A 24,030-nucleotide genomic window follows, 5' to 3' on the forward strand; every position below is an offset into this window, starting at 1 on the left:
TGTCGGGCGGACCGGCGGGAGGTCAGAATGGTGGGGTCCGAAGGAGGTCGGGTTCCGCTGAAAGAGGTTCGCCTCGTGTCGTCCGAGGGGCTGTGGAGCATCGGGGAGCTGGCGGCGCGGGCGGGGGTGACCGTCAAGACCGTGCGGTTCTACTCGGATCGCGGGCTGCTGCCGGAGGCGGGCCGCAGCTCCGGAGGGCATCGCAGGTACGGGGCCGAGGCGCTCGACCGGCTGCGGTTCATCCGGTCCCTGCGGGCCCTCGATCTGCCGGTGCCGGAGGTGGAGCGGGTCCTTGAGAAGGACGGGGACGACGACGCGCTCGAAGAGGCCGTCGCGGGGCAACTGCGTGACGTGGGCTCCCAGTTGACGGCGCTGCGCTGGAAGGAGGCGTCGCTGCGGCTGATCCGGGAGTGCGCGGCCGGGGAGCGCACGGAGCGGCTGCGGCTGCTCGGCGCGCTGCCCGCCCCGCCGGACACGGACGCCCTGGTCCGGTTCTGGCGCCGGGCGCTGCCGGCGCGGCTGCCGCGGCCGGTGGTGTCCCTGGTCCTCGACGCGGTGGTGCCCTCGCCGCCGGACGAGCCGGACCCCGAGCAGGTGCTCGCGTTCGCCCGGCTGCATGCGCTCGTCACCGATCCGCGGCTCGAACGGCCGGAGTTCCGGCCCGCGCCGCCGCTCCCGGACGGCACGTACCGCCCGGCCGTGCTGTACGAGGGGCTCGCCGAGGCGTACGGGCTCGCCTCGGCCCAGGTGCCGGCCGGGCGGGCGCCGCAGGACGGCGGGGCCCTGGACTGCTTCGTCGCCGCCTACGCCCACGCGTGCGGGGAGCCGGACACTCCGGCCTTCCGGCGGCGGCTCGTCGGTCTGCTCGCCTTGGACGACGGTCCGGTGCTCCCCCGCTACTGGAAGCTCGCCGCCGGTCTGTTCGCCCCGGACCAGCCGGTCCTCGGCCTCCTGCACCACCACCTCTCGGTGGCTCTCCGGGCCCAGGTGTACGGCCCGACCGCCTGAGGCACCGCCGGGCGGGTGGCGTTCGGCGGCACCCGGGTGAGGGCGTGCTTGCGGGGCGGTGGGGCGGGGAAGGGGCGCACGGACTCAGGACGACGAGGAGGTGGTGCCGGTGTCGGGGCCGACGACCGGGGACGCGATGGGCGCGCCCTGCTGGCTGAATCTGTCCGCGCACGATCTGGAGGCGGCGCAGCGCTTCTACGGGGCCGTGCTCGGGTGGACGTTCCGGCGGGGTGCCCTCGGCGACGCGTACGTGGTGGGTGACCGGGACGGGGTGCCGGTGGGCGGGATCGCGGCGGTGGCCGTCGAGCCCGCGGTGCCGGTGGCCTGGACGGTGTTCTTCGCCGTCGACGACGCCGACGCGGCGGTGGCCCGGATCCGGGAGCGCGGCGGCACGGTCGGCGTGGGGCCGCTGGCGTATCCGCCCCGGGGCCGGGCGGCGCTGGCGACGGACCTGGAGGGCGCGGTGTTCGGCGTGTGGGAGGGGCGCCTGATCTCGCGCTGGCACGTCGGGGAGCGGCAAGCCCCGGCCTGGGTGGAGCTGCACACCCGCGACGCGTTCGACGCGGCCGTGTTCTACGGCGGGGTGCTCCGCTGGGCGGACGGGAGCCCGGGCGGCAGCGAGGTGTCGTACGAGCACGACGGGGTGGTGCTGCGCCGCGAGGGCGAGGCGGTCGCCCGGCTCGACAGCGGCCCGGTCGAGTCCGCCTCTGCCCGGCCGCAGCTGCGGCCGCGCTGGCTGGTCCGCTTCCGGGTGCGCGATCTGGCGGCGGCGCGGGCGGCGGTCGAGGCGCACGGCGGCTCGGTCGTGCCGGGCGGCGAGTGGGCCGGGATGCGGCCCTCGGAGGGCGAAGAGGAGCGCCGGGTGGTGGTCCGGGACCCGGAGGGGGCGCTGTTCACCGTGGAGGAGGAGGACTGACCCGTGCCTCCGGCCGCCGGGCGCGGCGGCCGGAGGCACGGGCGGAGGGCCGTCAGTTCGCGGCGGCGCGGGCGGCGACCCCGGCGAGGAGCCGCTCGCGCTGGGCGGGGTCGGTCGCCAGGTCGATCGCGGTCCACGCCATGGCGAGGCCGCCGTCGAGGACGGCGCGGTCGGCGGCGGGCGTGGTCCCGTACCGGGTGAAGTCCGGGTGGTGCATGATCGTGTCGCCGCAGTCGTACCCGATGGACGGGTGGATCGTCGGGACGAGGTGCGAGACGTTCCCCATGTCGGTCGAACCGCCGCGCACGTCGGGGTCGTTGGGGAGGACGGTGCGGCCGAGGGCCTCGGCGGCGGCCTGGTAGCTACGGCCCATGGCGAGGTCCGGCCGGAGGTCGGCGTAGTCGTTGCCGACGGTCTCCAGGAGGAGTTCGGCGCCGGTGGCGAGGGCCCCGGCCTCGAAGCAGGCCCGTACCCGTGCCTGGAGCTCGGCGAGTTCCTCGCTGGTGCGGGCGCGGACGTCGTACGTCGCGGTGGCGCGGTCCGGGATGACGTTCGCCGCGTCGCCGGCCGAGGTGACGACGCCGGAGACGACGGCGCCGGGGGCCATCTGCTGGCGGTGGGCGGCGATCGCGACCTGGGCGATCATCATCGCGTCGGCGGCGTTGACGCCCCGGTGGGGCATCGCGGCCGCGTGCGCGGGGACGCCGGAGTACGCGACGGAGAGGCTGCTGATGGCGAGGGTGGACAGGCCCACGGCGTCCTGCGGCGCGGCGTGCGCCATCATGGCGGCCGCCACGTCGTCGAAGGCCCCGGCGCGGAGCATGTCGACCTTGCCGCCGCCCGACTCCTCGGCGGGGGTGCCGAGGAGCGCGACGGTGATGCCGAGGTCGTCGGCGAGCGGCGCCAGGGCGAGGGCGGCGGCCACGGCGGCGGAGCCGTTGACGTTGTGGCCGCAGGCGTGGCCGATCCCGGGGAGCGCGTCGTACTCGGCGCAGATCCCGACGACCAGGTCGCCGCTGCCGGCGGTGGCGCGGAAGGCGGTGGGCAGTCCGTACGCCTCCCTGGTCACGTCGAAGCCCGCGCGTTCGACGAGGTCGGTGATGCGGCGGGCCGCGCGGTGCTCCTCGTAGGCGAGTTCGGGGTCGGCGTGCAGGGCGTGGTTGAGCCCGATGACCGTGTCCCGGTGGCGGGCGAGGGCGGCCCGGCTGTGCTCGCGGGTCGTGGTGGCGGTCGTCATCGGAGCTCCTTGGAGGGGGTGCGGTAGAGGAGGGAGGCGGCGCCGCCGGCGACCGAGATCACGGCGCACAGCACCCAGGAGGCGGTGTAGGCGCCGAGGTCGGGCAGGGTGTGGCCGGTGGCGGTGTGGCCCGCGAAGACGGTGAGGACCGCGGCGGCGCCGAGCGAGCCGCCGACGTTGATGATCAGCTCGTTGATGCCGGAGCCGACGGAGGTCCGGTCGTGCGGGACGGACTCGACGGCGAGGGTGCGGGTGGAGTGCTGGAGGAAGCCGTTGCCGAGTCCGGCGAACGCCGTGCCGAGGAGGAACAGCGGGGCCGAGGAGTGCGTGGCGAGGACGACGCCGTACCCGGCGGCCATGAGGGCGGAGCCGGTGACGAGGGTGAACCGGTCGGTGATCCGGGCGGCGACGGCGGGGGCGGCGAGCGCGCCGAGGGCCATCGCGAGGAGGTTGGGGAGCATGGCCAGGCCGATGACGACGGGGCTGTAGCCGAAGCCGTAGCCGGTCTCGTCGGGGCTCGTGCCGAGGAAGACCGGGTGGGCGATCTGGAGCCCGAGCATGCAGAAGCTGAAGGAGAGCGTCACGACGGAGACGACGACCACGTTGCGCCGGGCGAACATCCGGACGTCGATCATGGGCTCGGCGGTACGGAGCTCCACGAGCACCCACAGGGCGGTGACGAGCACGCCGCCGGCCAGGGTGGCGAGCGTACGGGTGGAGGTCCACTCCCAGCCGGGGGTGCCGCCGAGACCGAGCGCGAGCATCAGGGCGACGAGGCCGGCGCAGAGCAGGACGGCGCCCGCCCGGTCGACGGAGCCGCCGGGGCGGTCCTCGGACTCGGGGAGCAGGGGCCAGGTGACGGCCAGGGCGATGCTGACGCCGATGGCGGGCACCCAGAGGGCGGCGGTGGGGCTGTCGACGGTGGAGGCGATGACGCCGCTGGACAGCAGGCCGAGGGTCAGGCCGCCGATCAGCGCGGCGACCATGCGGCTGATGCCGCGGCGGCTCTCGGCGTCGCCGCCGTCGGGGCGGTTGCGGAGGATGCCGACGAGGAGCGGGAAGAAGCCCGCGATGGCGCCCTGGAGGATCTGGCCGGCGAGCAGCACGGGGAAGGAGCGGCTCAGCCCGACGAGCACGGAGCCCGCGATGACGATCGCGAGGTTCCAGCGCAGCAGGCGGCGGTGGCCGTAGAGGTCGCCCATGCGGGAGAGGACCGGCGTGAAGGCGACGCTGGCGAGCAGGTTCGCGATGCTGATCCAGTTCAGGTCGGCCGCGGTGACCTGGAGGGTGTCGGTGAGGCGCTTGAGCAGCGGGGAGAGGAAGCCCTGCGTGATGCCGCTGGAGAGCTCGACGAGCGCGACCGAGGCGATGACCGCGCCGGCGGGGACGGTGCGTACGGCTCTTCTGTGTACGGGGGCGGTGCGGGTACCGGCGTCCGTCATACGTACTACCTCTTCGGGAGGGCCCATGGGCTCGATGGGGAAGGGGCCGCCCGGCGGGTGGGGGTGCAGGGGCGGAAGATGCACCACAATGTGGCGAGCGAACGGCACTTCGGGCAAGAGTTGACCCTGAAGACGGCCGATTGCGGCAGCAGGTGGGGGGTCTTCGGCGGATTCGGGCATGAGGTGGGCGCCCGGGGCGCCTTCGGGCGGACACCCGGGGGCGGAGAGGAGGGGCGGGATGACGGCGGACCGGACGGCGCGGTACGGCGGTGACGGCGGTACGGGCTCCGCCGGCGGTGGCGGCACGAGCGGCGCCGGGGGCGCCCGGAGCGCCGGCGCCGGTTCCGGGACCGGCGGGGGTTCCGGGACCGGTGGCGGCCTGGACGCGCTGGACCACGGGATCCTGAAGGTCCTGCACCGCGACCCCCGCGCACCGTTCGCGGAGGTCGCGGCGGCCGTCGGGGCGCACGAGCGGACCGTGGCGCGGCGCCTGGAGCGGATGACCGCCGACGGGCGGGTCGCGTTCGTGGCGGCGCTGATCCCCGAGTACCTGTACGAGGGGGTGACGGCGGAGATCGCCGTGCGGTGCGCGCCGGGCCGCGTCCACGAGGTGGCGCTGACGCTCGCCGCCCTGGAGGAGACGCGGTCGGTGGAGGTCGCCACCGGGGCGCTCGACGTGTTCGTCGAGCTCCAGGCGGCCGGTCACGACGCACTGCTCACCCTGGTGGACACGGTGATCGGCCGGCTCGACGGGGTCGTGGACATCCACTCGGCGGTGGTGCTCCGGCTGCTGCTCACGGCCAGCGACTGGGCGCCGTACGACGACGAGCCGACGGAGGTGCGGCGGCATGCCGTCGAGGGCACCGCGCTCCCGGAGCCGCTCGTCGTGGACGGGCTCGACCGGCGGCTCGTCGAGCTGCTGCGGCTCGACGCCCGCATGTCGACGACCCGCCTCGCGCGGGAGCTGAGCGTCGGCGAGACGACGGCCCGGCGGCGCCTGGCCCGGCTGACGGCCTCGCACGTGCTGCACCTGCGGCTGCATGCCGACCCGGCGGTCCTCGGATACCCGGTGGAGGCGCGGTTCCGGCTCGGGGTGCCGCACCGGGAGCTCGACTCCGCGATCCGGCTGCTCGCGCGCGAGCCGGCCCTGCGCCATCTGGTGGTCACGAGCGGCGGGACGAGCCTGCTCGGGTACTCCAGCCACCGCGACACCCGGGACTTCCAGGAGTTCACGGCCCGGGTCTTCGCCCGCCTGGAGGGCGTGACGTCGACGGAGACGGCGCTGCTGATGCGTACGTACAAGAGGGCGGGGTTCGCGGTGGCCCAGGGCTGAGGGCCCGCCACCCGCGGGACGCGTCGGGGCGCGGGCAGGCCCGCGAGGTGCCCGGGACGCCCGGGAGGGCCCCGCCGGTCGCGTCTGCGCGGCCGGGCGGGGCCCTCGTGGTTCCGGCGGGCGTCTCTGCGGCCCGCCCGCCGGACGGGGCGGCGCCGCCGCGGGGCCGTCCCCACGTACCGCGCGGCGGCGCGCCCCGGTCGTCGCCGCCGTCAGGCGGTGGTGGTCCGCGAGGCGGTGCGCGGACCGGCTCCGGGCCCGGTCTCCTCGGCGCCGCCGGAGGCCGGCGCCGTGAACCTCGCGGGGATCAGCGCGGCGACGACGGCCGCGACGAGGCCGACTCCGCAGCCGATGAACATCGCGGCGCGGAAGCCGTCCTCGGAGGGCAGCGCGTGGCCGCCGAGGGTGGTGGTCATCTGGGCGAGGACGACGCCGATGACGGCGGCCGAGACGGAGGTGCCGATGGAGCGCATCAGGGTGTTGAAGCTGTTGGCCGAGGCGGTCTCCTCCTGCGGCACCGCGCCCATGATGAGGGCGGGCATGGCGCCGTAGGCGAGTCCGACGCCCGTGTTGCAGACGAGGGTCACGGCGAGCAGGCCCCAGGTGGAGCCCATCAGGGCGAGGGAGGAGCCGTATCCGGCGGCGATGACGAGCGCGCCGACGGAGAGCGTGACCTTGGGGCCGCGGGCGGCCGAGAGCTTGGCGCCGAGGGGCGCCAGGATCATCATCATCAGGCCGGCGGGAGCCATCCAGAGGCCCATGGCCATCATCGACTGGCCGAGCCCGTAGCCGGTCGCCTCGGGCAGCTGGTAGAGCTGGGGGACGACCAGGGACTGCGCGTACATGGCGAAGCCGACCAGGACCGAGGCGGCGTTGGTCATCAGGACGACCGGGCGAGCGGTGACGCGGAGGTCGACGAGCGGGTCGCGGGTGCGCAGCTCCCAGGCGCCCCAGGCGAGCAGCACGACGGCCGCGACGGCGAACAGGCCGAGGGTCGTGCCGCTGCCCCAGCCCCAGGTGGCGCCCTTGGAGACGGCGAGCAGCAGGGAGACGAGCCCGACGCCGAGGCCGAGGGCGCCCGGCAGGTCGAAGCGGCCGGGGGCGGCCGAGCGCCGTCCGGCGGGGACGACGCGCCAGATGAGGGCACCGACCAGGGCGCTCAGTCCGGCGGCGACCCAGAAGAGCACGCGCCAGCTGGCGTTCTCGGCGACGGCGGCGGAGAAGGGCAGGCCGAGGGCGCCGCCGACGCCCATGGAGGCGCTCATCAGGGCGATGGAGCCGCCGAGCCTCTCGGGCGGGAGGAGGTCGCGGAGCAGGCTGATGCCGAGGGGGACGACGCCCATGCCGAGGCCCTGGAGTCCGCGTCCGACGACCATCGGGGCGACGGAGGAGGCGAGGGCGCAGACGACCGATCCCGCGACGAGCGGGAGGACGGAGACGAGCAGGACGCGCCGCTTGCCGAGGGTGTCGCCGAGCCGGCCGGCGACGGGGGTGGCGACCGCTCCGGCGAGGAGGGTGGCGGTGATCACCCAGGAGGCGTCGGAGGCGGTGGTGCCGAGCAGCTTCGGGAGGTCGCCGATGAGCGGCACCACCAGGGTCTGCATGAGTGCGGCCACGATGCCGGCCATGGCGAGGACGCCGACGACGCCGCCTGGGCGGGCCTCGGGCTTGGAGCCGTCCACGGGTTCTCCCTCGGTGCTTTCTCCGGTTTTCCGGAACAGGTATATGCATCATGCACAGCACTTGCACCATGCACAAGTTATGCAGGATGCACATGCCCTCGCGGCAGGAGAGAATGCCCTCATGGACAAGCCCACCCACCTGGTCGAGTTCGAGAGCATGCTGCTGGGACGGCACGCCCATCTGTACGGGCCCCGCGCCCGCGCGGCCGGCGGCCACCTCGACCGCAGCGCGTACGTCCTGCTCACCCGCATCCGGATGCACGGGCCGATGTCCATCGGGCAGCTCACCGAGGCCTTCGGCCTCGACGCCTCCACCCTCAACCGGCAGACCGCCGCGATGCTGCGCGCCGGGGTCGTGGAGCGCATCCCGGATCCGGACGGCGGCATCGCCCGCAAGTTCCGCATCACGGAGGAGGGCGAGCGCCGCCTGGAGGCCGACCGGACCGCGAACATCGAGGGCCTGGAGCGGGTGATGGAGGACTGGTCGCCCGAGGACGTGGCCCGCTTCGCCGCCTACCTCGAACGCTTCAACCGGGACATCGAGCGGCTCGAAGGCCGCCCCTGGCCCCGCCCGTGACCGGGACCGTCGACCGGGCGAGGGTGAGTCGCGCGGTGGGCGCGGCAGTGGCGCCGCTGACAGAATGACCCGTGTGGGCCCGACGTTCTTCGACGACGAGCGGCTGGCGCGGGACGTGTACGCGGTGGTGAGCCTGAGTGCCGGCGGCGAGGATGCCGCCGCGGGCGTCTCCCGGCTGCTCGCCCCCATCGTCGCCCACGACGCGCTCTGTCTGCGGGGCATCGATCCCGTCCTGGGCACCGAGCTCTGCTGGTTCAGCTTCTGGCACGGATACGAGCCCGCGCTGGCCCTTGCCCTCCTCACCCACCGCATCGCGGGGGCGGGCGTGCGCGGGCCGACCGGCACCGCCCGGACGAACAGCGCCGTCGCCGTCGTGGGCGGGCGGTCGCACGACCGGGAGGCGGACCGCATCCTCGCCGCTCACGGGGCGGGCTCGGAGCTGTGGCTGAGGCTCGCCGACCCGCGCGGGGTCTGGGGAGAGCTGCGGCTGCTGCGCGCCTCGGGCGGGCATCGGTTCGGCGAGGACGAGGCCCGTCGGGCCATGCGGCTCGCGCCGGCCCTGGTGGCCGTCCTCCGGCGCTACGGAACGTCCGGCCCGCTGTGTCCCGCCCCGGACGCTCCGGTCCTGCCCGCCGGAGTGGCCATCGTGGGCGCCGACCACCAGGTCAAGGCGGTCAGCCCGCAGGCGAAGGCATGGGTCGAACACGTGGTGGCGCGGAGCGAGCCCGCCGTCGCGGCGGGGGCGTCCGACGCCTGGTTCCGAGCGCTGTCGCTCGCCGCCCGGGCCCGGCACGACGCCCCGGGCCCGTTGGCGTGCATGCCGCCGGCGCGCTGCGGCAGGTGGTTCACCGCCCAGGCCGAGGCCCTCGGCGAGGACGGTGCCGGCGATGTCGCGATCATCCTGCAAGGGGCGACCGGAGACATGATCACGCCGTCCTTCTGCGCCTGGTACGGGCTCACGCCCCGGGAACGCGAGATCGTCGGCGAGCTCCGGGACGGGTCGCCCGTGAAGCGGATCGCCCGGCGTCTCGGGGTGTCCCCGTACACGGTCAACGACCACCTCAAGGCGGTGTTCCGCAAGACGGGCGCGGAAGGCCGCGACGAACTCGTCGCCGCGCTGTATCGCTGACGACGCCGACTCCCCGACCCCTGTCCATCCCCAATGTCAGGGATCCTCCGCGGCCCGACCCCGGCGCACGCTGGAGGTCGAGTCCGAACGAGCCCCCTGTGGGCCTGTTCCCTCCGGAGAGGAGTGATCGTACGGGTACGTGAAACGCCGACTGGTTCACGGTGCCGGGTGCGGCCGTGTTCGACACAGGCAGGCAGATCACGTCGGTGTCTCGTTCCGAGGAGAACGTCGACCTGTTCGTGGTGGGCAACGACCACCGGGTGTGGTCGCAGTTCTGGAGCGCCCAGGCCGGATGGAACCCGGACTGGATGCCCATCCCCGGAGCAACCGCCTTCGACAAGCAACCGGTGGCGACCGTGGGCCGGGACGAGGACCACCTCGACCTGTTCCTCATGGGCAACGACAACCGCGTCTGGACGACCTACTGGGGCGCGGACAGCGGCTGGAGCGCGGACTGGTTCCCCGTACCGGGAAGCGCCGTCTTCGAAAAGGGCCGCCCCGTCACGGCGTCCTCCCGGGTCCCCGGGCACCTGGACCTGTACGTCGTGGGGAACGACAGCCACGTCCGGACGACCTACTGGAGTGCCGAGACGGGCTGGGCCGCCGACTGGTTCGCGGTGCCGGGGCAGGCGGTCTTCGACAAGCGGCAGCGCGTGACGGCCGTGTCCCGCCGGGGCAACCACATCGACCTCTTCGTCCTGGGGGCCGACCACCACGTGTGGTCGACGTACTGGCACCACCGCACTCTGCAGTTCCGGCTGCGGTACTTCATCGAGAAGGAATCGACGGACGACCTCCTGCAGGGCGGTGACGACGAGGTGTACGTCTCCGCGCTCGGCGTGGACTCGGCATCGGTCGTGGCACGGCCGGACGGCACGTACGGCGCCGACGTCCTGAGGGGCGGCGAGATCGGGGACGTGTCCAGCGACGACGTGCGGGACCCCTGGCGCGACCGTCCGCACGTGCTCATGGAGTTCGACATCGACAGGCCCGGCCCCTGGCCCCGGTCGTACACGACCACCCTGCTGGTGATCGAGCACGACGACGGCGACCTGAGGAACGGGTTCGACACGCTCTACGGCGCCTTCGGCACACAGATCAAGGACGCCGTCGTGAAGGCCGCGAGCACGACCGGGGCGGTCATCGCCGGGCCCCTCGTCGCCGGGGCGATCGGCGCACTCGCCGGCGACGTCTTCGACGCGGTGAACGAGAAGACCAGGTCCGGACTGGCGGACGAGTCCTTCACACCGATCCCGATCACGCTCCACGCCGACGGCCCGGAGCAGTTCGCGCGGCACGCTTCCGTGGAGCGCCAACTCACCCAGAAAGTCGAGCAGTTCGGCGGGTCCTACGAGATCCTCTACGACTGGCACGTCGGCTGACGACGGGAGGAGCCTTGCCCGTCACGCAGGCGCCCGGCTGGGCTTCCCGGCCGGACGCCTGCTCCCGGTTCAGGGAGTCGATCAGGCGTCGCGACGCATCGCGGCCTGCCGGTCCGCCGTCGCCAGGGCGGTGTTGACGAGCGCCACCGCGGCGAAGACGAACGCCCACACCGGCCGGTCGACACCGAGGAGCGCGAGCGCCGCCGCGCCGAACACCAGGGCCTTCACGAGCAGAACACCCGCGAGCGGCACCCGGAACCGCGCCTTGGGCGCGGCGAACAGGCCCCAGACGACGGCCGCGACGGCCGGCGCGGCAACCGCGAGCAGCAGCCGGAGCGCCACGCCCTCCGCGCTGTCCCACCCCCACCAGGCCAGTACGGCCAGGGCGGCGAGTTCGAGCAGGAACGCCAGGCCCTCGTTGAACACATGCAGCGGGGCGGGGAGCTTCACCGGAAACCTCTCGACATCGTTCACGCGCGCGGACGGCCCGAGCGTAGACGCTGCTTCCGTCAGAAGTCTTTACCTCCGGCCCCGGCGGCGGTAACTTCCGCCCGACGCAAGATGTTTCAGAAACTTTCCGACAGTGTTTCCAACGGTGCCGATCCCCGCCCCTCCCGCCGGCCCGCACGGAACGCACCTCCGCCTGGAGAATCAGATGAGCCGCACCCCCCTGCCGCTGCCCGGACGCCCGGTGGCCGTCCTGGCCGCGGCCGCCGGTCTCCTCGGCCTGCTCGCCGCACCACCTGACGACCCGTCACCCAGGACCGCCCCGGTCGCGGCGAGCGCCGAGAACACGGCGACGGTCTTCTACTGGACGAAGACGAAGAACTGGGCCGCGTACAACCTGCATTACGCCCCCGACGGCGGCGCCTGGACCACGGTCCCCGGCGTCACCATGGAGCCCGCCTGTACGGACTGGGTGAAGAAGACCGTCAGCCTCGGCACGGCCGCCGGACTCCAGGCCACCTTCAACAACGGCAGCGGCATCTGGGACAACAACGGCGGCCGCAACTACGCCCTGGGGACGGGGAGCATCACCGTCAAGGACGGGGTCGTCGCCCACTCCGACCCCTGCGGGGACACCGCGCCCGCCCCCGCCGCGAAGGCGACGGTCTACTACTCCACCGAGGCGCTCGGCTGGTCCATGGCCAACATCCACTACCAGCCCGCGGGCGGCGCCTGGACCGCCGTCCCCGGCGTCGGCATGCAGGCCGCCTGCGCCGGCTGGTGGAAGCGGGAGATCGACCTCGGGTCGGCCGCATCCCTCAAGGCCGCCTTCAACAACGGCAACGGCACCTGGGACAACAACGGCGGCTCCGACTACACGATCGGCACGGGCGTCTCCACCGTGCGGAACCGCGTGGTGACGGCGAACGCCGCCGACCCGTGCGCCGCGACCCCGCCCGACACCCGGGCCCCCACCGCCCCGGCCCGGTTGACCGCGACCGCAGACGGCGTCTCCGTACTGCTCACCTGGGACCCGGCCACGGACGACCGGGGCGTCACGAAGTACCAGGTCACCCGTACCGGCGGCACCGGCGGCACGGTCGTGACCGACGTCGGCTCCACGGTGTTCTCCGACACGAACCTCGCCGAACGGACCGCGTACACCTACACGGTGAGGGCCGTGGACGCCGCCGGGAACGTCTCCGCCGCCTCGGCCGCGGCGAGCGCCACCACCGGCGACAGGCCGGCCACGCCCGCGACCGGGAAGCCGCTCGGCACCGACCCGCGCAAGGACCCGATCTACTTCGTCCTCACCGCCCGCTTCAACGACGGCGACCCGTCGAACAACCGGGGCGGCAGCCAGCACGTCAAGTCGGGCAACGCGGCCAACGACGACCCCATGTTCCGGGGCGACTTCAAGGGCCTCATCCAGAAGCTGGACTACATCAAGGGCCTCGGGTTCTCGGCGGTCTGGGTCACCCCGGTGGTCCTCAACCGCTCGGACTACGACTACCACGGCTACCACGGCTGGGACTTCTACAAGGTCGACCCGCGCCTGGAGTCCGCCGGCGCCTCCTACCAGGACCTGATCGACGCCGCCCACGCCAAGGGCATGAAGATCTACCAGGACGTCGTCTACAACCACTCCTCCCGCTGGGGCGCCAAGGGCCTCTTCGTCCCGACCGTGTACGGCGTGCGGGACAGCCAGTGGAGCTGGTACTACGACGAGAAGCAGCCCGGTTTCGAGTACGACGGCCTGACCATCGACGCGAAGAGCGGCAAGTCGTACTACAACGGCGACCTGTGGTCGACGGCAGAGCCCACCGGCAACACCTGCGTGAACTGGGGCAAGCCGACCGGCGGCAAGAGCGCCGAGGGCTACACGGTCTACAACTGCCAGTGGCCGAGCCCCACATCGGGCATGTTCCCCAAGGAGCTCTACCACCAGTGCTGGATCGGCAACTGGGAGGGAGAGGACTCCCGCTCCTGCTGGCTGCACGAGGACCTGGCGGACTTCAACACCGAGAACCCGACCGTCCAGAACTACCTGATCGGCGCCTACGACAAGTACATCGACATGGGCGTCGACGGCTTCCGCGTCGACACGGCCGTGCACATCCCCCGCACCACCTGGAACCGCCGCTTCCTGCCCGCCATCCAGGAGCGGGTGGCCCAGCAGCACGGCGCAGAGGCGGCCGCGAACTTCTTCGTCTTCGGCGAGGTCGCCGCCTTCGTCAACGACAAGTGGAACCGCGGCTCGGTCAACCACTCCGCGCAGTTCTACACCTGGAAGGAGCGCAAGGAGTACGACGCCGACGACGCCAAGGCCGCCCTGGAGATGTACGACTACGAGCAGCAGCAGGGCACCGGCAACCAGCCCACGTCCACCAACGCCTTCCTGAACGGGAACAGCTACCACACCCCGGACCACAGCCGCTTCTCCGGCATGAACGTCATCGACATGCGCATGCACATGAACTTCGGTGACGCGCAGAACGCCTTCTCCAACGGCAAGGACTCCGACGACAGCTACAACGACGCCACCTACAACGTCGTCTACGTCGACAGCCACGACTACGGCCCGAACAAGTCGAGCGAGCGGTACGCCGGCGGCACCGACGCCTGGGCCGAGAACATGTCCCTGATGTGGACCTTCCGCGGCATCCCGACGCTGTACTACGGCTCCGAGATCGAGTTCCAGAAGGGGCAGAAGATCGACTGCGGGCCGACCTGTCCGCTCGCGACCACCGGCCGGGCCTACTTCGGCGACCACGTCGCCGGCTCCGTCACGGCCTCCGACTTCTCCCGGGTCTCCTCGGCGAGCGGCCAGGTCGCGACCACCCTCGCGCAGCCCCTGGTCAAGCACGTCCAGCGGCTCAACCAGATCCGCCGGGCGATCCCCGCGCTCCAGACGGGCCAGTACTCCACCGAGGGCGTCTCCGGCGGCATGGCGTTCAAGCGCCGCTACACCAGCGGCCCGACGGACAGCTTCGCCCTCGTCACCGTCTCGGGCGGCGCCACCTTCACGGGCGTCCCGAACGGCACGTACACCGACGCCGTCACCGGCGACGTCCGCACGGTCGCCGACGGCACCCTCTCCCTCGCCGCCCCCGGCAAGGGCAACCTGCGGGTGTACGTCCTGAACGGCCCCGGCAAGATCGGCACAGCGGGCCCGTACCTGAAGTAGAAGCAAGGCCCGACGAGGGGGCGAAGGAACGGAAATCGCCCTCTCGTCGGCATGTTCAAGTCAAGATTTTGTTACACGAACGGGCTTGTCGGACAGAAGACTTCCTTCCGCCCCGTTTGTCTGCGATCTTGCGTCCACCCCACACAACACACGGCCCGGCCGGCGCCACCCGCGCCACCGGGCCATCGGAGGACGCATTGTTTTCCCAGATATCCGGCCGCGTGAGACTCGCGGCGACCGCCCTCGGTGCGACCCTGGCGCTCGCCGGTCCGGTCTCCCTCGCCCAGGCCGCCCCGCTCGACAACGAGCCGCTCGCGGCCTTCACCGCGACCGCCCGGACCAACACCGCGGCGCCCGCCGCCTGGGCCGCGGGCACCCGCGCCTACCTGGTCATCACGGCTCCCGGTGACACCACCGCGGTCCGCGACGCCGTGGCCGCCAACGGCGGTTCGGTCTTCTCCTCCTTCGACGCGATCGGCGTGATCGTCGCGCACTCGGCCTCCGCCTCCTTCGCCGCCACGATGCGCGGCGTCGCCGGCGTCCAGAAGGTCGGCGCGACCCGTACCTCCGACGTCCCCGCCGACGCCTACAACCCGGCGCTCCCGGCCAACCCGGCGCAGGCCGCCGCGCCCACGACCGAGCCCGTCCGCTCGGACATGACGCAGATCAAGGCCGACCAGGCCTGGGCCGTCAACCCGGGCTCCGCCACGGTCAAGGTCGGCATCCTGGACACCGGCGTCGACGACCAGCACCAGGACCTGGCGCCGAACTTCGACGCCGCCGACTCGGTCTCCTGCGCCTACGGCAAGCCGGACACCCGCGTCGGGGCCTGGCGCGACGTCGACCAGCACGGCACCCACGTCGCCGGCACGGTCGCGGCCGCCAAGAACGGCAAGGGCGCCATCGGCGTCGCGCCGGGCGTGAAGATCGCCTCGGTGCGCCTCGCCGAGCCCGGCAGCACGCTGTTCTACGCGGAGAACACCATCTGCGGCCTCGTGTGGGCCGGTGACCACGGCTTCAAGGTCACCAACAACAGCTACTACACGGATCCCTGGCAGTTCAACTGCCCGAACGACCTCGACCAGGCGGCCATCCTGGAGGGCGTGGGCCGCGCCCAGGCGTACGCCGACGGCAAGGGCTCCCTCCAGGTCGCGGCGGCCGGCAACTCCAACGTCGACCTGGCCAACAAGACCACCGACACGTCGAGCCCCAACGACTCGACGCCGGTGACCCGGACCCTCACCAACGACTGCCTCGACATCCCGGCCGAGCTGCCGGGCGTCGTCACGGTCGCGGCGAACGGCACCAGCGGCACGTCCAAGGCCTCGTTCTCCAACTACGGCAGCAACGTCATCGAGGTCTCGGCCCCCGGCGAGTCCGTCTACAGCACCGCCCCCGGCGGCAAGTACGCCACGCTGAGCGGCACTTCGATGGCCTCCCCACACGTGGCGGGCGTGGCCGCGCTGCTCGCCAGCGCCAACCCCGCGTACACCCCGGCGGACATCCGGGCGAAGCTCGGCGAGCAGGCCACCGACCTGGCCTGCCCGGCGGACGCGCGCTGCACCGGCACGACGGCGAAGAACAGCTTCTTCGGCGAGGGCCGCGTGGACGCCCTGAAGGCCGTCGGCGCCACCCCGCCGGCCGGGGCGTACTTCGAGAACCTCAACGACTACGCGATCGCCGACAACTCCACGGTCGAGAGCCCGATCACGGTCAGCGGCGTCACGGGCAACGCGCCGGCCACCCTCAAGGTGGGCGTCGACATCAAGCACACCTACATCGGTGACCTCAAGGTCGACCTGGTGGCCCCGGACGGCACCGTGTACACCCTGCACAACCACACCGGCAGCGGCACGGACAACATCCTCCAGACGTACACGGTCAACGCCTCCTCGGAGGTCGCGAACGGCGTCTGGAAGCTCCGCGTGAACGACAACGCGAGCCAGGACACGGGCCGGATCGACGCCTGGAACCTGACCTTCTGACACCGCGCACCCCCGGACGGGGCCGGAGCCGCCACGGCTCCGGCCCCGTTCCGCGTGTTCCGGAGCAACTGGGGAGTTGCCCCGGCGGAAGAAAGTCCGTACCGGGGGGTAGGCCTCCCCGGGACCCTTGTTGTACGTTCCGTCTAACAAGCTTGCTAGACGCGACGTCTAACAAGCGTCCGAGCCGCTCGCGCGACCCCGAGGAGCCGCACCATGGCCAGCAGCACCGTTCGCCCGGACAACGAAGACCACGACGTCGCCGCGCGGCTGCTCCTGTCGTCCGCGAAGCTGTCGTACGACCCGGCCGTCGACGTGGACTGGGAGACCCCCCTCGACAAGGACTTCCACGGCCAGTGCCCGGAGTGGAGCACCCTCTACGGCACCGCGTACTGGAACGAGATGACGGAGGCCCAGCGCAAGGAGCTGACCCGGCAGGAGGTCGCCTCGATCGCCAGCACCGGCATCTGGTTCGAGATGATCCTCCAGCAGATGGTGCTGCGGGACATGTACGCGAAGGACCCCACCGACCCCCGCTTCCAGTGGGCCCTCACCGAGATCGCCGACGAGTGCCGCCACTCGATCATGTTCGGCCGCAGCTCCGCGAAGCTCGGCGCCCCCGCCTACCGGCCGCGCCGCGCGGTCGTCGAGCTGGGCCGGGTCTTCAAGAGCGTCGCCTTCGGCGAGGCCGCGTACGCGGCGATCCTCGTCGCCGAGGAGGTCCTCGACGTCATGCAGCGGGACTGGATGCGGGACACCCGGGTCGTCCCCTTCGTCCGCACCATCAGCAACATCCACGTCGTCGAGGAGTCCCGGCACATGAAGTTCGCCCGGGACGAGACCCGCAGGCGACTGGCCCGCGCCGGCCGGGCCCGCCGCAACTTCCACGCCCTCGTCATCGCCGTCGCCGCGTACTTCATCGTCACCAGCATGGTGAGCCCCGAGGTGTACGTGCAGGCCGGGCTCGACCCGGAGCGCGCCTGCCGGGAGGCCGCGGCCAACGAGCACTACAAGGCGCAGCTGCGCTCCAGCTGCTCCGGACTCATGGAGTTCCTGGCCTCCGCCCGCCTGCTCACCCGGCCGGCGCTCGCCGTCTACAGGCGCGCGCACCTCATCTGACCCGCACCCCGCACCCCGCACCCGAGCTGAGTCGACGACATGACCTACGCGATCACCCAGACCTGCTGCAACGACGCCACCTGCGTCGCCGCCTGCCCGGTCAACTGCATCCACCCCACGCCCGGGGAACCGGACTTCGGCACCACGGAGATGCTGTACATCGACCCGAAGTCCTGCATCGACTGCGGCGCCTGCGCCGACGCCTGCCCGGTCGACGCGATCTTCCCGGTGGACCGGCTCACCGGACGCCTGCGGGAGTACGAGGCGATCAACGCGGAGTACTACGCGGACCGCGCACCGGCGCCCGCCGCGGACCCGGCCGTGTTCCACACCTGGGGCGAACCGGCCTTCGCCCGCTCGATCCCGGCCGACTTCGCCCCGATACGCGTCGCGGTCGTCGGCACGGGACCGGCCGGCATGTACGCCGCCGAGGACCTCCTCCTGCACACCAACGCCGAGGTGACGCTGATCGACCGGCTGCCGGTCGCCGGCGGTCTCGTCCGCTACGGCGTGGCACCGGACCACCCGGCGACCAAGGGCGCCGGGGAGAGCCTCGCCCGCTTCCACACCCACCCCCGGGCCCATGTGCGGCTCGGCGTCGACATCGGCGTGGACGTCACCCCCGAGGAACTCGCCGCGCACCACGACGCGGTGGTCTACGCGGTGGGCGCGCCCTCCGACCGGCGGCTCGGCATCCCCGGCGAGGACCTGCCCGGCAGCGTCTCGGCGACCTCCGTCGTCTCCTGGTACAACGCGCACCCGGAGACCGGCGCGGACGCCGTGCGGCTCTCCGCCGAGCGGGTCGTCGTGGTCGGCAACGGCAACGTGGCGCTCGACGTCGCCCGCGTCCTCGTCTCGGACCCCGGCGCCCTCGCCCGTACGGACATCGCCGACCACGCCCTGGCCGCCCTGCGCGACGCGCGGGTCCGCGAGGTGGTCCTCCTCGGCCGCCGGGGCCCCGAGGACGCCGCGTACACCACCTCCGAACTGCTCGCCCTCACGCACCTGCCCGGGGTCGACCTGGTCGTCGACGAGCACGACCCGCGCACCGGCGCGGCGATCGACGCGGCCGGACCCGGGACGAAGGCGGCGCTCCTCCAGGGCGTCGGCCGGGAGGCGGTGGACTGGACGCGGGCCCCCGCCGGGGAGCGGCGCCGGATCGTGCTGCGCTTCCACTCCGCCCCGGTCGAGGCCCTCGGGACCGACGGCGTGCGGGCGGTCCGGGTGACGGAGGAGGGTTCGGCGTCCGGTACGGAGATCGCGGCGGGGCTCCTCGTCCGGGCCATCGGCTACCGGGGCGTACCGCTCGCGGGGCTGCCGTTCGACGAGACGACCGGCACCGTGCCACACGAGGCCGGCCGGGTGGCGGGGCTGCCCGGCAGCTACGTCGTGGGCTGGATCAAGCGCGGGCCCTCCGGGGGCATCGGGGCCAACCGGGCCTGCGCCGAGGAGACGATCGGGACGCTGCTCGCGGACGCGGTCGCCGGGGCGCTGCCGAAGCCGACGGGCACCTCCCAGGAGTTCCGCCGTCTCGCGAAGGGGCGCAGCGCGCGGGGGCTCGTCGACGCGCGCGGGCTCGCCTCCATCGACCGGGCCGAGCGGGCGCGGGGCCGGGACGCGGGGCGTCCCCGGGTGAAGCTCGCGACGCTGCCGGAGCTCGTCGCGGCGGCGCGGGGCGGACGGCTGCGCCTGCGGGGCTGAGCCGTTCCTCCTCGGGGATCCGGCCCGGGACGGCGGGCCGGTGCGGCCGGGAAGAGACGGCCGTACGGAGAGGGTCGTACGGAGGCAGTCTTACGGAGACGGTCAGACGGAGACGGACAGCGCCTGGCGGACCACGATCGCGTTGAGCCGCACCGCGAAGGGCACGATGTCGGTCAGGTCGAGCGTGAGGGTCTCGGCCTTCGGCAGCTCGACCGTCACGTCGACGCAGAACGCGAGGGCGTACATGTGGTCCCCGGTCTCCTCGTCCTGGAGGGCGAAGAACAGGTCCCGGTAGAAGCGGGTGCGCTCCCCGGACTCCTCGTAGAAGGAGAGTCCGGGCTGCCCCTCCTGCGCGGCGAGCCCGGTGAAGGCCTGGACGAGCTCCCGCTCGACCGTGGCCCAGAACCCGGCCTCCGCGCACTCCGGCGGCAGCGCCTGGCGGACGGCCTCCTTGAGGGAGAGGACCATCACGAGGACGGGGGCGTGCTCCTGGAGCCCCCAGCCCCGGACCATCCTCACCACGTCGCTGTCCGGGACGGCGGAGGCCGCCCGGTGGATCGCCTCGAAGTCGAAGTTGACGGTCGCCGGGGCGATCGCCTCCTGGAACACCCGGTCGATGGACCGGGCCTGGTCGAGGTGGTCGGGTCCCACCTCGACGACGGTCCTGAAACTGGCGGCCAAAGCTCCTCCTGGATGATCTCGGTGATCAATTCGGTGATCAGGAGGGGTCAGTATGCCGAGGCGCCCGGGGCCGGGCGCGGGGCGTCCGCCGTGCGGACGGTTCAGCCGCGGCCGCGGCGCGGCTTCCCGCCGCGGCCGGAGCCCGCGCCGCCCTTGCGGGACGCGGCGGGCTTCCCGCCCGTACGGGATCCGCCGCCCGGCTTCCCGCCGGTGCGGGACCCGCCGCCGGGCTTCCCGGAGCGCGCCGGCTTCTGCTCCCTGGGCTGCTTCTGGCCCTTCTTCTCCTCCGCGCGGCGGCCCCGGGTGCTGTTCACGGTGCGGCCGCGGACGATGCCGATGAACTCCTCCACCAGGTCGGGCGCCTCGTCCGCCTTCGGCCACGACAGGGCCACCCGCGACTGCGGGACGTCGACGAGGGTCCGGTAGGTGAGGTCCTTGCGGTGGTGCAGCCGGGCCAGGGACTGCGGGACGGCGAGCACGCCGACGCCCGCGGCGACCAGCTCGATCGCGTCGGCGGTCGTCTCCGGGCGCTCCATGGCGGGGCGGCCCGGCGGCCGCTCCCAGCCGAGGGTGTCGTCGAGGGGGTGCAGGACGAGCTCCTCGGCGAGGTCCTCCGCCGACACCTCCTCCACCGCCGCGAACAGGTGGTCCTTGGGGACGACGACGACCGTCGTCTCCGTGTAGAGCGGGATCGCGCTGAGGTCGTCCCCGTCGACGGGCAGCCGGACGAGGCCCGCGTCCACGGAGCCCTCCCGGAGCGCGCCGAAGGCCTCGGCCGGGGTCACGGCGACGAGGGTGAGGGGGACGTCGGGCAGGCGCTCGTTCCAGATCCGCACCCACTTGGCGGGGGTCGCTCCCGGCACGTAGGCGAGCCGGAAGGAGGCGGAAGAAGAAGCGGGGGAAACGTCCGAGCCTGTCACCCCGCCAGATTACCGGTAGCCGCCGTGGTCGGAGCTCGCCCACATGCTCGATACCCTTGACACCATGACGTCGCACCAGAACACCCAGACCATGAAGCCCGCGACCGCGGCGAAGAAGCTGGGTGTGTACCTCGAGGCCACCCCCGCAGAGTTCCAGGAGGGTGTCGTCTCGCGCGCCGAGCTGACCGAGCTCCAGGCCAACCCGCCCGCCTGGCTCCAGGAGCTGCGCGAGAAGGGCCCGCACCCCCGCCCGGTCGTCGCCAACAAGCTCGGCGTCTCCATCGCCGGTCTCGCGCGCGGCGGGATCACCGAGCCGCTCACCACCGAGCAGATCGAGGCGATCAAGCAGGAACTGCCCGAGTGGCTCAAGAAGGAGCGCGCCACCCAGTCGGAGGTCCGCAAGGAGACCGTCCGCATCAAGGAGCGCGACGCCGAGCGGGCGCGCCGCCGCCAGCAGGACGCCTGATCCTCTCTTCCACGCCGGTCCGGTCCGAGTCCCTCGGGCCGGACCGGCGTGGCGTTTCCCCGCGTGCGGGAGGCATTCCCCCATGAGTGACACCAGCACCGCGTACGAGCCGGCGGTCGTCGTCGGGGTGGACGGGTCGGAGCACAGTCTCCGGGCCCTGGAGTGGGCGCTGAGCGCCGCGGAGGGCCTGGGCGCGCCGCTGGTGGTGGCCCATGTGCGCGCCGAGGCGCTCCAGCTCGGCGCCGCCCGCATCGCCTCGCTCGGCACGGCGCCGGAGCTTCCCGACACGGTGGCGCGGGCCGTACGGACGCTGGTGGAGGAGCGCGGGCACCGCGTTCCGGTGCGGTACGACTCGCTCGACGGGTCCGTGACGGACGCCCTGCCGGCGGCGGCGCGGGGCGCGCGGCTCCTGGTGACCGGTTCGCGGGGGCACGGCGGCTTCGCCAGTCTGCTCCTGGGCTCGACCAGCCGGACGCTGGCCATGACGGCGCCCTGCCCGCTGGTCGTCGTCCCGCACGAGGCGCGTGCCGCCGCCCTGGGGGACGGGGCGGGGGCGGGCCGGGTGCTGCTCGGGATGCATCCGGAGGAGACCCCGGACGAGGTGGTGGACTTCGCCTTCGAGGCGGCGCACCACCGGGGCGTGCCGCTGGAGGTGGTGAGCGCGTTCCGGCTGCCCCCGCCGCAGACCGCGCTCCTCGCGGCGCCCTCGCCCGCGCTCCAGGTGCCGCCGCCGCTGCCGCTCGCGGACGACGCGGAGGAGCTGCTGACGGAGGCGGAGCGGGAGCAGGCCGCGCGGCTGCGGCCGTTCGCCGCGCGGCGGCCGGGGGTGGAGGTGGTGCCGGTGGTGGTGCCGGGGGACGCGGCGGGCCGGCTGGTGGAGGGTTCGCGGGACGCGGGCCTGGTGGTCGTGGGACGGCATCACCGGCACCACTTCGGCTCGCTGCTCATCGGGTCCGTCGCCCACGCGGTGCTGCACCACGCGCACTGTCCGGTGGCGGTGGTGCCGCCCGCGACCGGGGAGTCCCGGGCATGACAGTCCCCGGCGGTCCGGGTCGGTTCGCGCGGTCGTCGGCCGTCGCCGACGGCTCCGTGCCCGACCGGCCCCGCCGGGGGCCTGGCCAGAGCCTGGATCAGGGTCACGCGGGCCTTCGGACGTCTCCGTCGGCGGGTGCGGCTCTTTCCGGTTGTCCGGTGTAAGAACGAGTGTCCTCCGTTTTCCGTCCGTTTCAAGAGGTTTCTTCCTTTTTTTACACATCCGGGTTGCTGTCGGTGGCGCCTGGTAGACAGGGCCCATGACGACCGCAGATCACGCCGCCACCGCCCGCCGCAATGTCCAGCCGCCGTCCCCCGGGGCCTCCCTCGGCGCGGGGGTCGTGGTCGTCGACGGGGCGGGCCGGATCCTCCTGGGCCTGGACCGCTCCGGGGTGTGGGAGCTGCCGGGCGGCAAGGTCGAGCCGGGCGAGTCGATCGAGGAGGCGGCGGTCCGCGAGCTGGCCGAGGAGACGACGCTCCGCGCGGACCCCGCCGACGTGGAGGTCCTCGGGCTGCTCCTGGACACCGTGACCTCCACGGCGCTGACCCGGATGACGGCGGCCACGGCGGTGCGCGGCTTCCGGGGCGTGCCCGCCGTGGCCGAGCCGGAGAAGATCGAGCGGTGGGAGTGGACGGACCCGGACCGGCTGCCGGAGGCCCTGTTCCTGCCGTCGGCGCAGGTGCTGCGGATGTGGCGGCCCTCGCTCCCGATCCCCGACGGCCCCTTCCACCGCTATGCCCTGGGCCGCCTTCCCGGCTGAGCCCGGAGTCGCGGTGCGTCACCGCGCGGGCCCCGGCGAGCGTGGCTAGCGTGGCCGGAGGAACACCTCATCGATTCGGAAGTGGGAGTCACCGTCATGGCCGCACGACCTGAAGGCACACCGGTCTGGACCGACGCGATGTTCACCGATGTCGAGGGCGCCAAGACGTTCTACGGCGATGTGCTCGGCTGGACCTTCGGCGAGTCCTCCTCGGAGTTCGGCGACTACACCCAGGCGTACAGGAACGGCAAGGCGGTCGCGGCCGTCGTCCCGCCGATGCCGGGGCAGGACGGGGAGCCGCGGTCGGCCTGGTGTCTGTACTTCGCCTCGCCGGACGTCGCGGCGACGGCGGAGAGGATCCGGGCCGCGGGCGGCACCGTCCTGATGGAGCCGATGCGGGTCGGGGACTTCGGCTCGATGTGCCTCGCGCGGGACCCGTCGGGCGTCACGTTCGGCGTCTGGCAGGGCGGCGAGCACGAGGGCTTCGAGCTGGAGAACGAGCCCGGCGCGTACGCCTGGGCCGAGGTCCTCACCCGGGAGCCGGCGAAGGCCGACGCCTTCTTCACCGAGGTCTTCGGCTACGGCTCCCGGAAGATCAAGGACGAGCACATGGACTACCGGGTCTTCGACCTCGGCGGTCCGCAGCCGGTGCTCGGGCGGATGGTGATGTCGGCGGAGGACTTCCCGGCGGAGATCCCCCCGTACATCCAGGTCTACTTCGCCGTCGACAACTGCGACCTGGCCGTCGAGCGGGCCGTGGCCCTCAAGGGGCGGAAGGTGTTCGGGCCGATGGACAGCCCGTTCGGCCGGTTCGCGGCGATCGTGGACCCGCAGGGTGCCCCGTTCGCGGTGATCGACGAGAAGACGACCGTCGGGGCCATGCCCGAGTTCGAGTGAGCGGGGGCGGGGGGGCGGCCCCCGGGGCCCCCCCCCCCGGGGGGGGGGGGGGGGGGGGGCGGCGGGGGGGGGGGGGGGGCCGCCCCCCGTACCCGGGGCGGGGGGGGGGCGTGGGGTTGGCGGGCCCATGG

General features: G+C 73.3%; 20 protein-coding genes. 14 read left to right on the plus strand and 6 right to left on the minus strand.

Annotated elements, in window-relative coordinates; genetic code table 11:
* The first annotated feature begins 75 nt into the window (after positions 1-75).
* Together ACH4TP_RS08970 and ACH4TP_RS08975 are read left to right on the plus strand one after the other, a co-directional pair.
* Positions 76-1,008, plus strand: coding sequence for a MerR family transcriptional regulator (locus ACH4TP_RS08970; protein ID WP_398192351.1), 933 nt, complete (start codon positions 76-78; stop codon positions 1,006-1,008).
* A gap of 100 nt (positions 1,009-1,108) precedes the next feature.
* Entirely contained in the window at positions 1,109-1,924 is an 816-nt protein-coding gene (locus tag ACH4TP_RS08975; RefSeq protein WP_389224475.1) for a VOC family protein, read from the plus strand.
* A gap of 52 nt (positions 1,925-1,976) precedes the next feature.
* Here ACH4TP_RS08975 and ACH4TP_RS08980 read toward each other — a convergent pair whose 3' ends face one another.
* Positions 1,977-3,161: a M20 family metallopeptidase gene (locus tag ACH4TP_RS08980; protein ID WP_398436644.1), complete on the minus strand. Its 1,185-nt coding sequence runs from the start codon at positions 3,159-3,161 to the stop codon at positions 1,977-1,979.
* Positions 3,158-4,603 carry an MFS transporter gene (locus ACH4TP_RS08985; RefSeq protein WP_398436645.1) on the minus strand — a complete coding sequence of 482 codons (1,446 nt, stop codon included), beginning with the start codon at positions 4,601-4,603 and terminating at the stop codon, positions 3,158-3,160. Before ACH4TP_RS08985 ends, ACH4TP_RS08980 begins: the two co-directional genes overlap by 4 nt.
* 238 nt (positions 4,604-4,841) lie before the next feature.
* On the opposite strand from ACH4TP_RS08985, the gene ACH4TP_RS08990 reads away from it, so the two are divergent.
* Positions 4,842-5,936: an Lrp/AsnC family transcriptional regulator gene (locus tag ACH4TP_RS08990; protein WP_398436647.1), complete on the plus strand. Its 1,095-nt coding sequence runs from the start codon at positions 4,842-4,844 to the stop codon at positions 5,934-5,936.
* Between the two features lie 212 nt (positions 5,937-6,148).
* On the opposite strand, the gene ACH4TP_RS08995 is transcribed toward ACH4TP_RS08990, so the two are convergent.
* Positions 6,149-7,618 carry an MFS transporter gene (locus ACH4TP_RS08995; protein ID WP_398436649.1) on the minus strand — a complete coding sequence of 490 codons (1,470 nt, stop codon included), beginning with the start codon at positions 7,616-7,618 and terminating at the stop codon, positions 6,149-6,151.
* A 121-nt stretch (positions 7,619-7,739) separates the two neighbouring features.
* On the opposite strand from ACH4TP_RS08995, the gene ACH4TP_RS09000 reads away from it, so the two are divergent.
* The 3 genes from ACH4TP_RS09000 to ACH4TP_RS09010 all read left to right on the plus strand — a co-directional run bounded on the left by ACH4TP_RS09000 (position 7,740) and on the right by ACH4TP_RS09010 (position 10,706).
* Complete coding sequence (locus ACH4TP_RS09000) at positions 7,740-8,195, plus strand: MarR family winged helix-turn-helix transcriptional regulator (protein ID WP_398192343.1); 456 nt, start codon at positions 7,740-7,742, stop codon at positions 8,193-8,195.
* 73 nt (positions 8,196-8,268) lie between these two features.
* On the plus strand, positions 8,269-9,324 hold the full coding sequence (locus tag ACH4TP_RS09005; protein WP_398436651.1) for a helix-turn-helix transcriptional regulator: 1,056 nt from the start codon (positions 8,269-8,271) through the stop codon (positions 9,322-9,324).
* Between the two features lie 206 nt (positions 9,325-9,530).
* Positions 9,531-10,706 carry a hypothetical protein gene (locus ACH4TP_RS09010; RefSeq protein ID WP_398436653.1) on the plus strand — a complete coding sequence of 392 codons (1,176 nt, stop codon included), beginning with the start codon at positions 9,531-9,533 and terminating at the stop codon, positions 10,704-10,706.
* Between the two features lie 81 nt (positions 10,707-10,787).
* Here ACH4TP_RS09010 and ACH4TP_RS09015 read toward each other — a convergent pair whose 3' ends face one another.
* Positions 10,788-11,156, minus strand: coding sequence for a YrdB family protein (locus tag ACH4TP_RS09015; protein ID WP_398436654.1), 369 nt, complete (start codon positions 11,154-11,156; stop codon positions 10,788-10,790).
* Between the two features lie 205 nt (positions 11,157-11,361).
* On the opposite strand from ACH4TP_RS09015, the gene ACH4TP_RS09020 reads away from it, so the two are divergent.
* The 4 genes from ACH4TP_RS09020 (at position 11,362) to ACH4TP_RS09035 (ending at position 19,142) form a co-directional block, all read left to right on the plus strand.
* Positions 11,362-14,340, plus strand: coding sequence for a carbohydrate binding domain-containing protein (locus ACH4TP_RS09020; RefSeq protein WP_398436656.1), 2,979 nt, complete (start codon positions 11,362-11,364; stop codon positions 14,338-14,340).
* A gap of 197 nt (positions 14,341-14,537) precedes the next feature.
* Entirely contained in the window at positions 14,538-16,325 is a 1,788-nt protein-coding gene (locus tag ACH4TP_RS09025; RefSeq protein ID WP_398192333.1) for a S8 family peptidase, read from the plus strand.
* A gap of 213 nt (positions 16,326-16,538) precedes the next feature.
* Positions 16,539-17,441 carry a diiron oxygenase gene (locus tag ACH4TP_RS09030; RefSeq protein ID WP_398192331.1) on the plus strand — a complete coding sequence of 301 codons (903 nt, stop codon included), beginning with the start codon at positions 16,539-16,541 and terminating at the stop codon, positions 17,439-17,441.
* Positions 17,442-17,480: 39 nt separating this feature from the next.
* Complete coding sequence (locus ACH4TP_RS09035) at positions 17,481-19,142, plus strand: FAD-dependent oxidoreductase (RefSeq protein ID WP_398436658.1); 1,662 nt, start codon at positions 17,481-17,483, stop codon at positions 19,140-19,142.
* Positions 19,143-19,244: 102 nt separating this feature from the next.
* Here the strand turns inward: ACH4TP_RS09035 and ACH4TP_RS09040 are convergent, their stop codons facing one another.
* Together ACH4TP_RS09040 and ACH4TP_RS09045 are read right to left on the minus strand one after the other, a co-directional pair.
* Positions 19,245-19,823: a Type-2Aa cytolytic delta-endotoxin gene (locus ACH4TP_RS09040; protein WP_398436660.1), complete on the minus strand. Its 579-nt coding sequence runs from the start codon at positions 19,821-19,823 to the stop codon at positions 19,245-19,247.
* Between the two features lie 101 nt (positions 19,824-19,924).
* Entirely contained in the window at positions 19,925-20,743 is an 819-nt protein-coding gene (locus ACH4TP_RS09045) for a LysR family transcriptional regulator substrate-binding protein (RefSeq protein ID WP_398192327.1), read from the minus strand.
* A 64-nt stretch (positions 20,744-20,807) separates the two neighbouring features.
* Here ACH4TP_RS09045 and ACH4TP_RS09050 point away from each other — a divergent pair, with 64 nt between their 5' ends.
* From ACH4TP_RS09050 to ACH4TP_RS09065, 4 genes are all read left to right on the plus strand, one after another.
* A complete protein-coding gene (locus ACH4TP_RS09050; RefSeq protein WP_389224452.1) occupies positions 20,808-21,209 on the plus strand; it encodes a DUF5997 family protein in 402 nt (133 codons plus the stop codon).
* Positions 21,210-21,291: 82 nt separating this feature from the next.
* Positions 21,292-22,242, plus strand: coding sequence for a universal stress protein (locus tag ACH4TP_RS09055; protein WP_398192325.1), 951 nt, complete (start codon positions 21,292-21,294; stop codon positions 22,240-22,242).
* A 259-nt stretch (positions 22,243-22,501) separates the two neighbouring features.
* The gene (locus ACH4TP_RS09060) at positions 22,502-23,002 is read left to right on the plus strand and encodes an NUDIX hydrolase (RefSeq protein ID WP_398192323.1); all 501 of its coding nucleotides are present in this window, start codon (positions 22,502-22,504) and stop codon (positions 23,000-23,002) included.
* A 96-nt stretch (positions 23,003-23,098) separates the two neighbouring features.
* The gene (locus ACH4TP_RS09065) at positions 23,099-23,899 is read left to right on the plus strand and encodes a VOC family protein (RefSeq protein ID WP_398436663.1); all 801 of its coding nucleotides are present in this window, start codon (positions 23,099-23,101) and stop codon (positions 23,897-23,899) included.
* Positions 23,900-24,030 lie beyond the last annotated feature (131 nt).

It is taken from the genome of Streptomyces sp. NPDC021012 (assembly GCF_044333355.1).
Classification (GTDB): domain Bacteria; phylum Actinomycetota; class Actinomycetes; order Streptomycetales; family Streptomycetaceae; genus Streptomyces.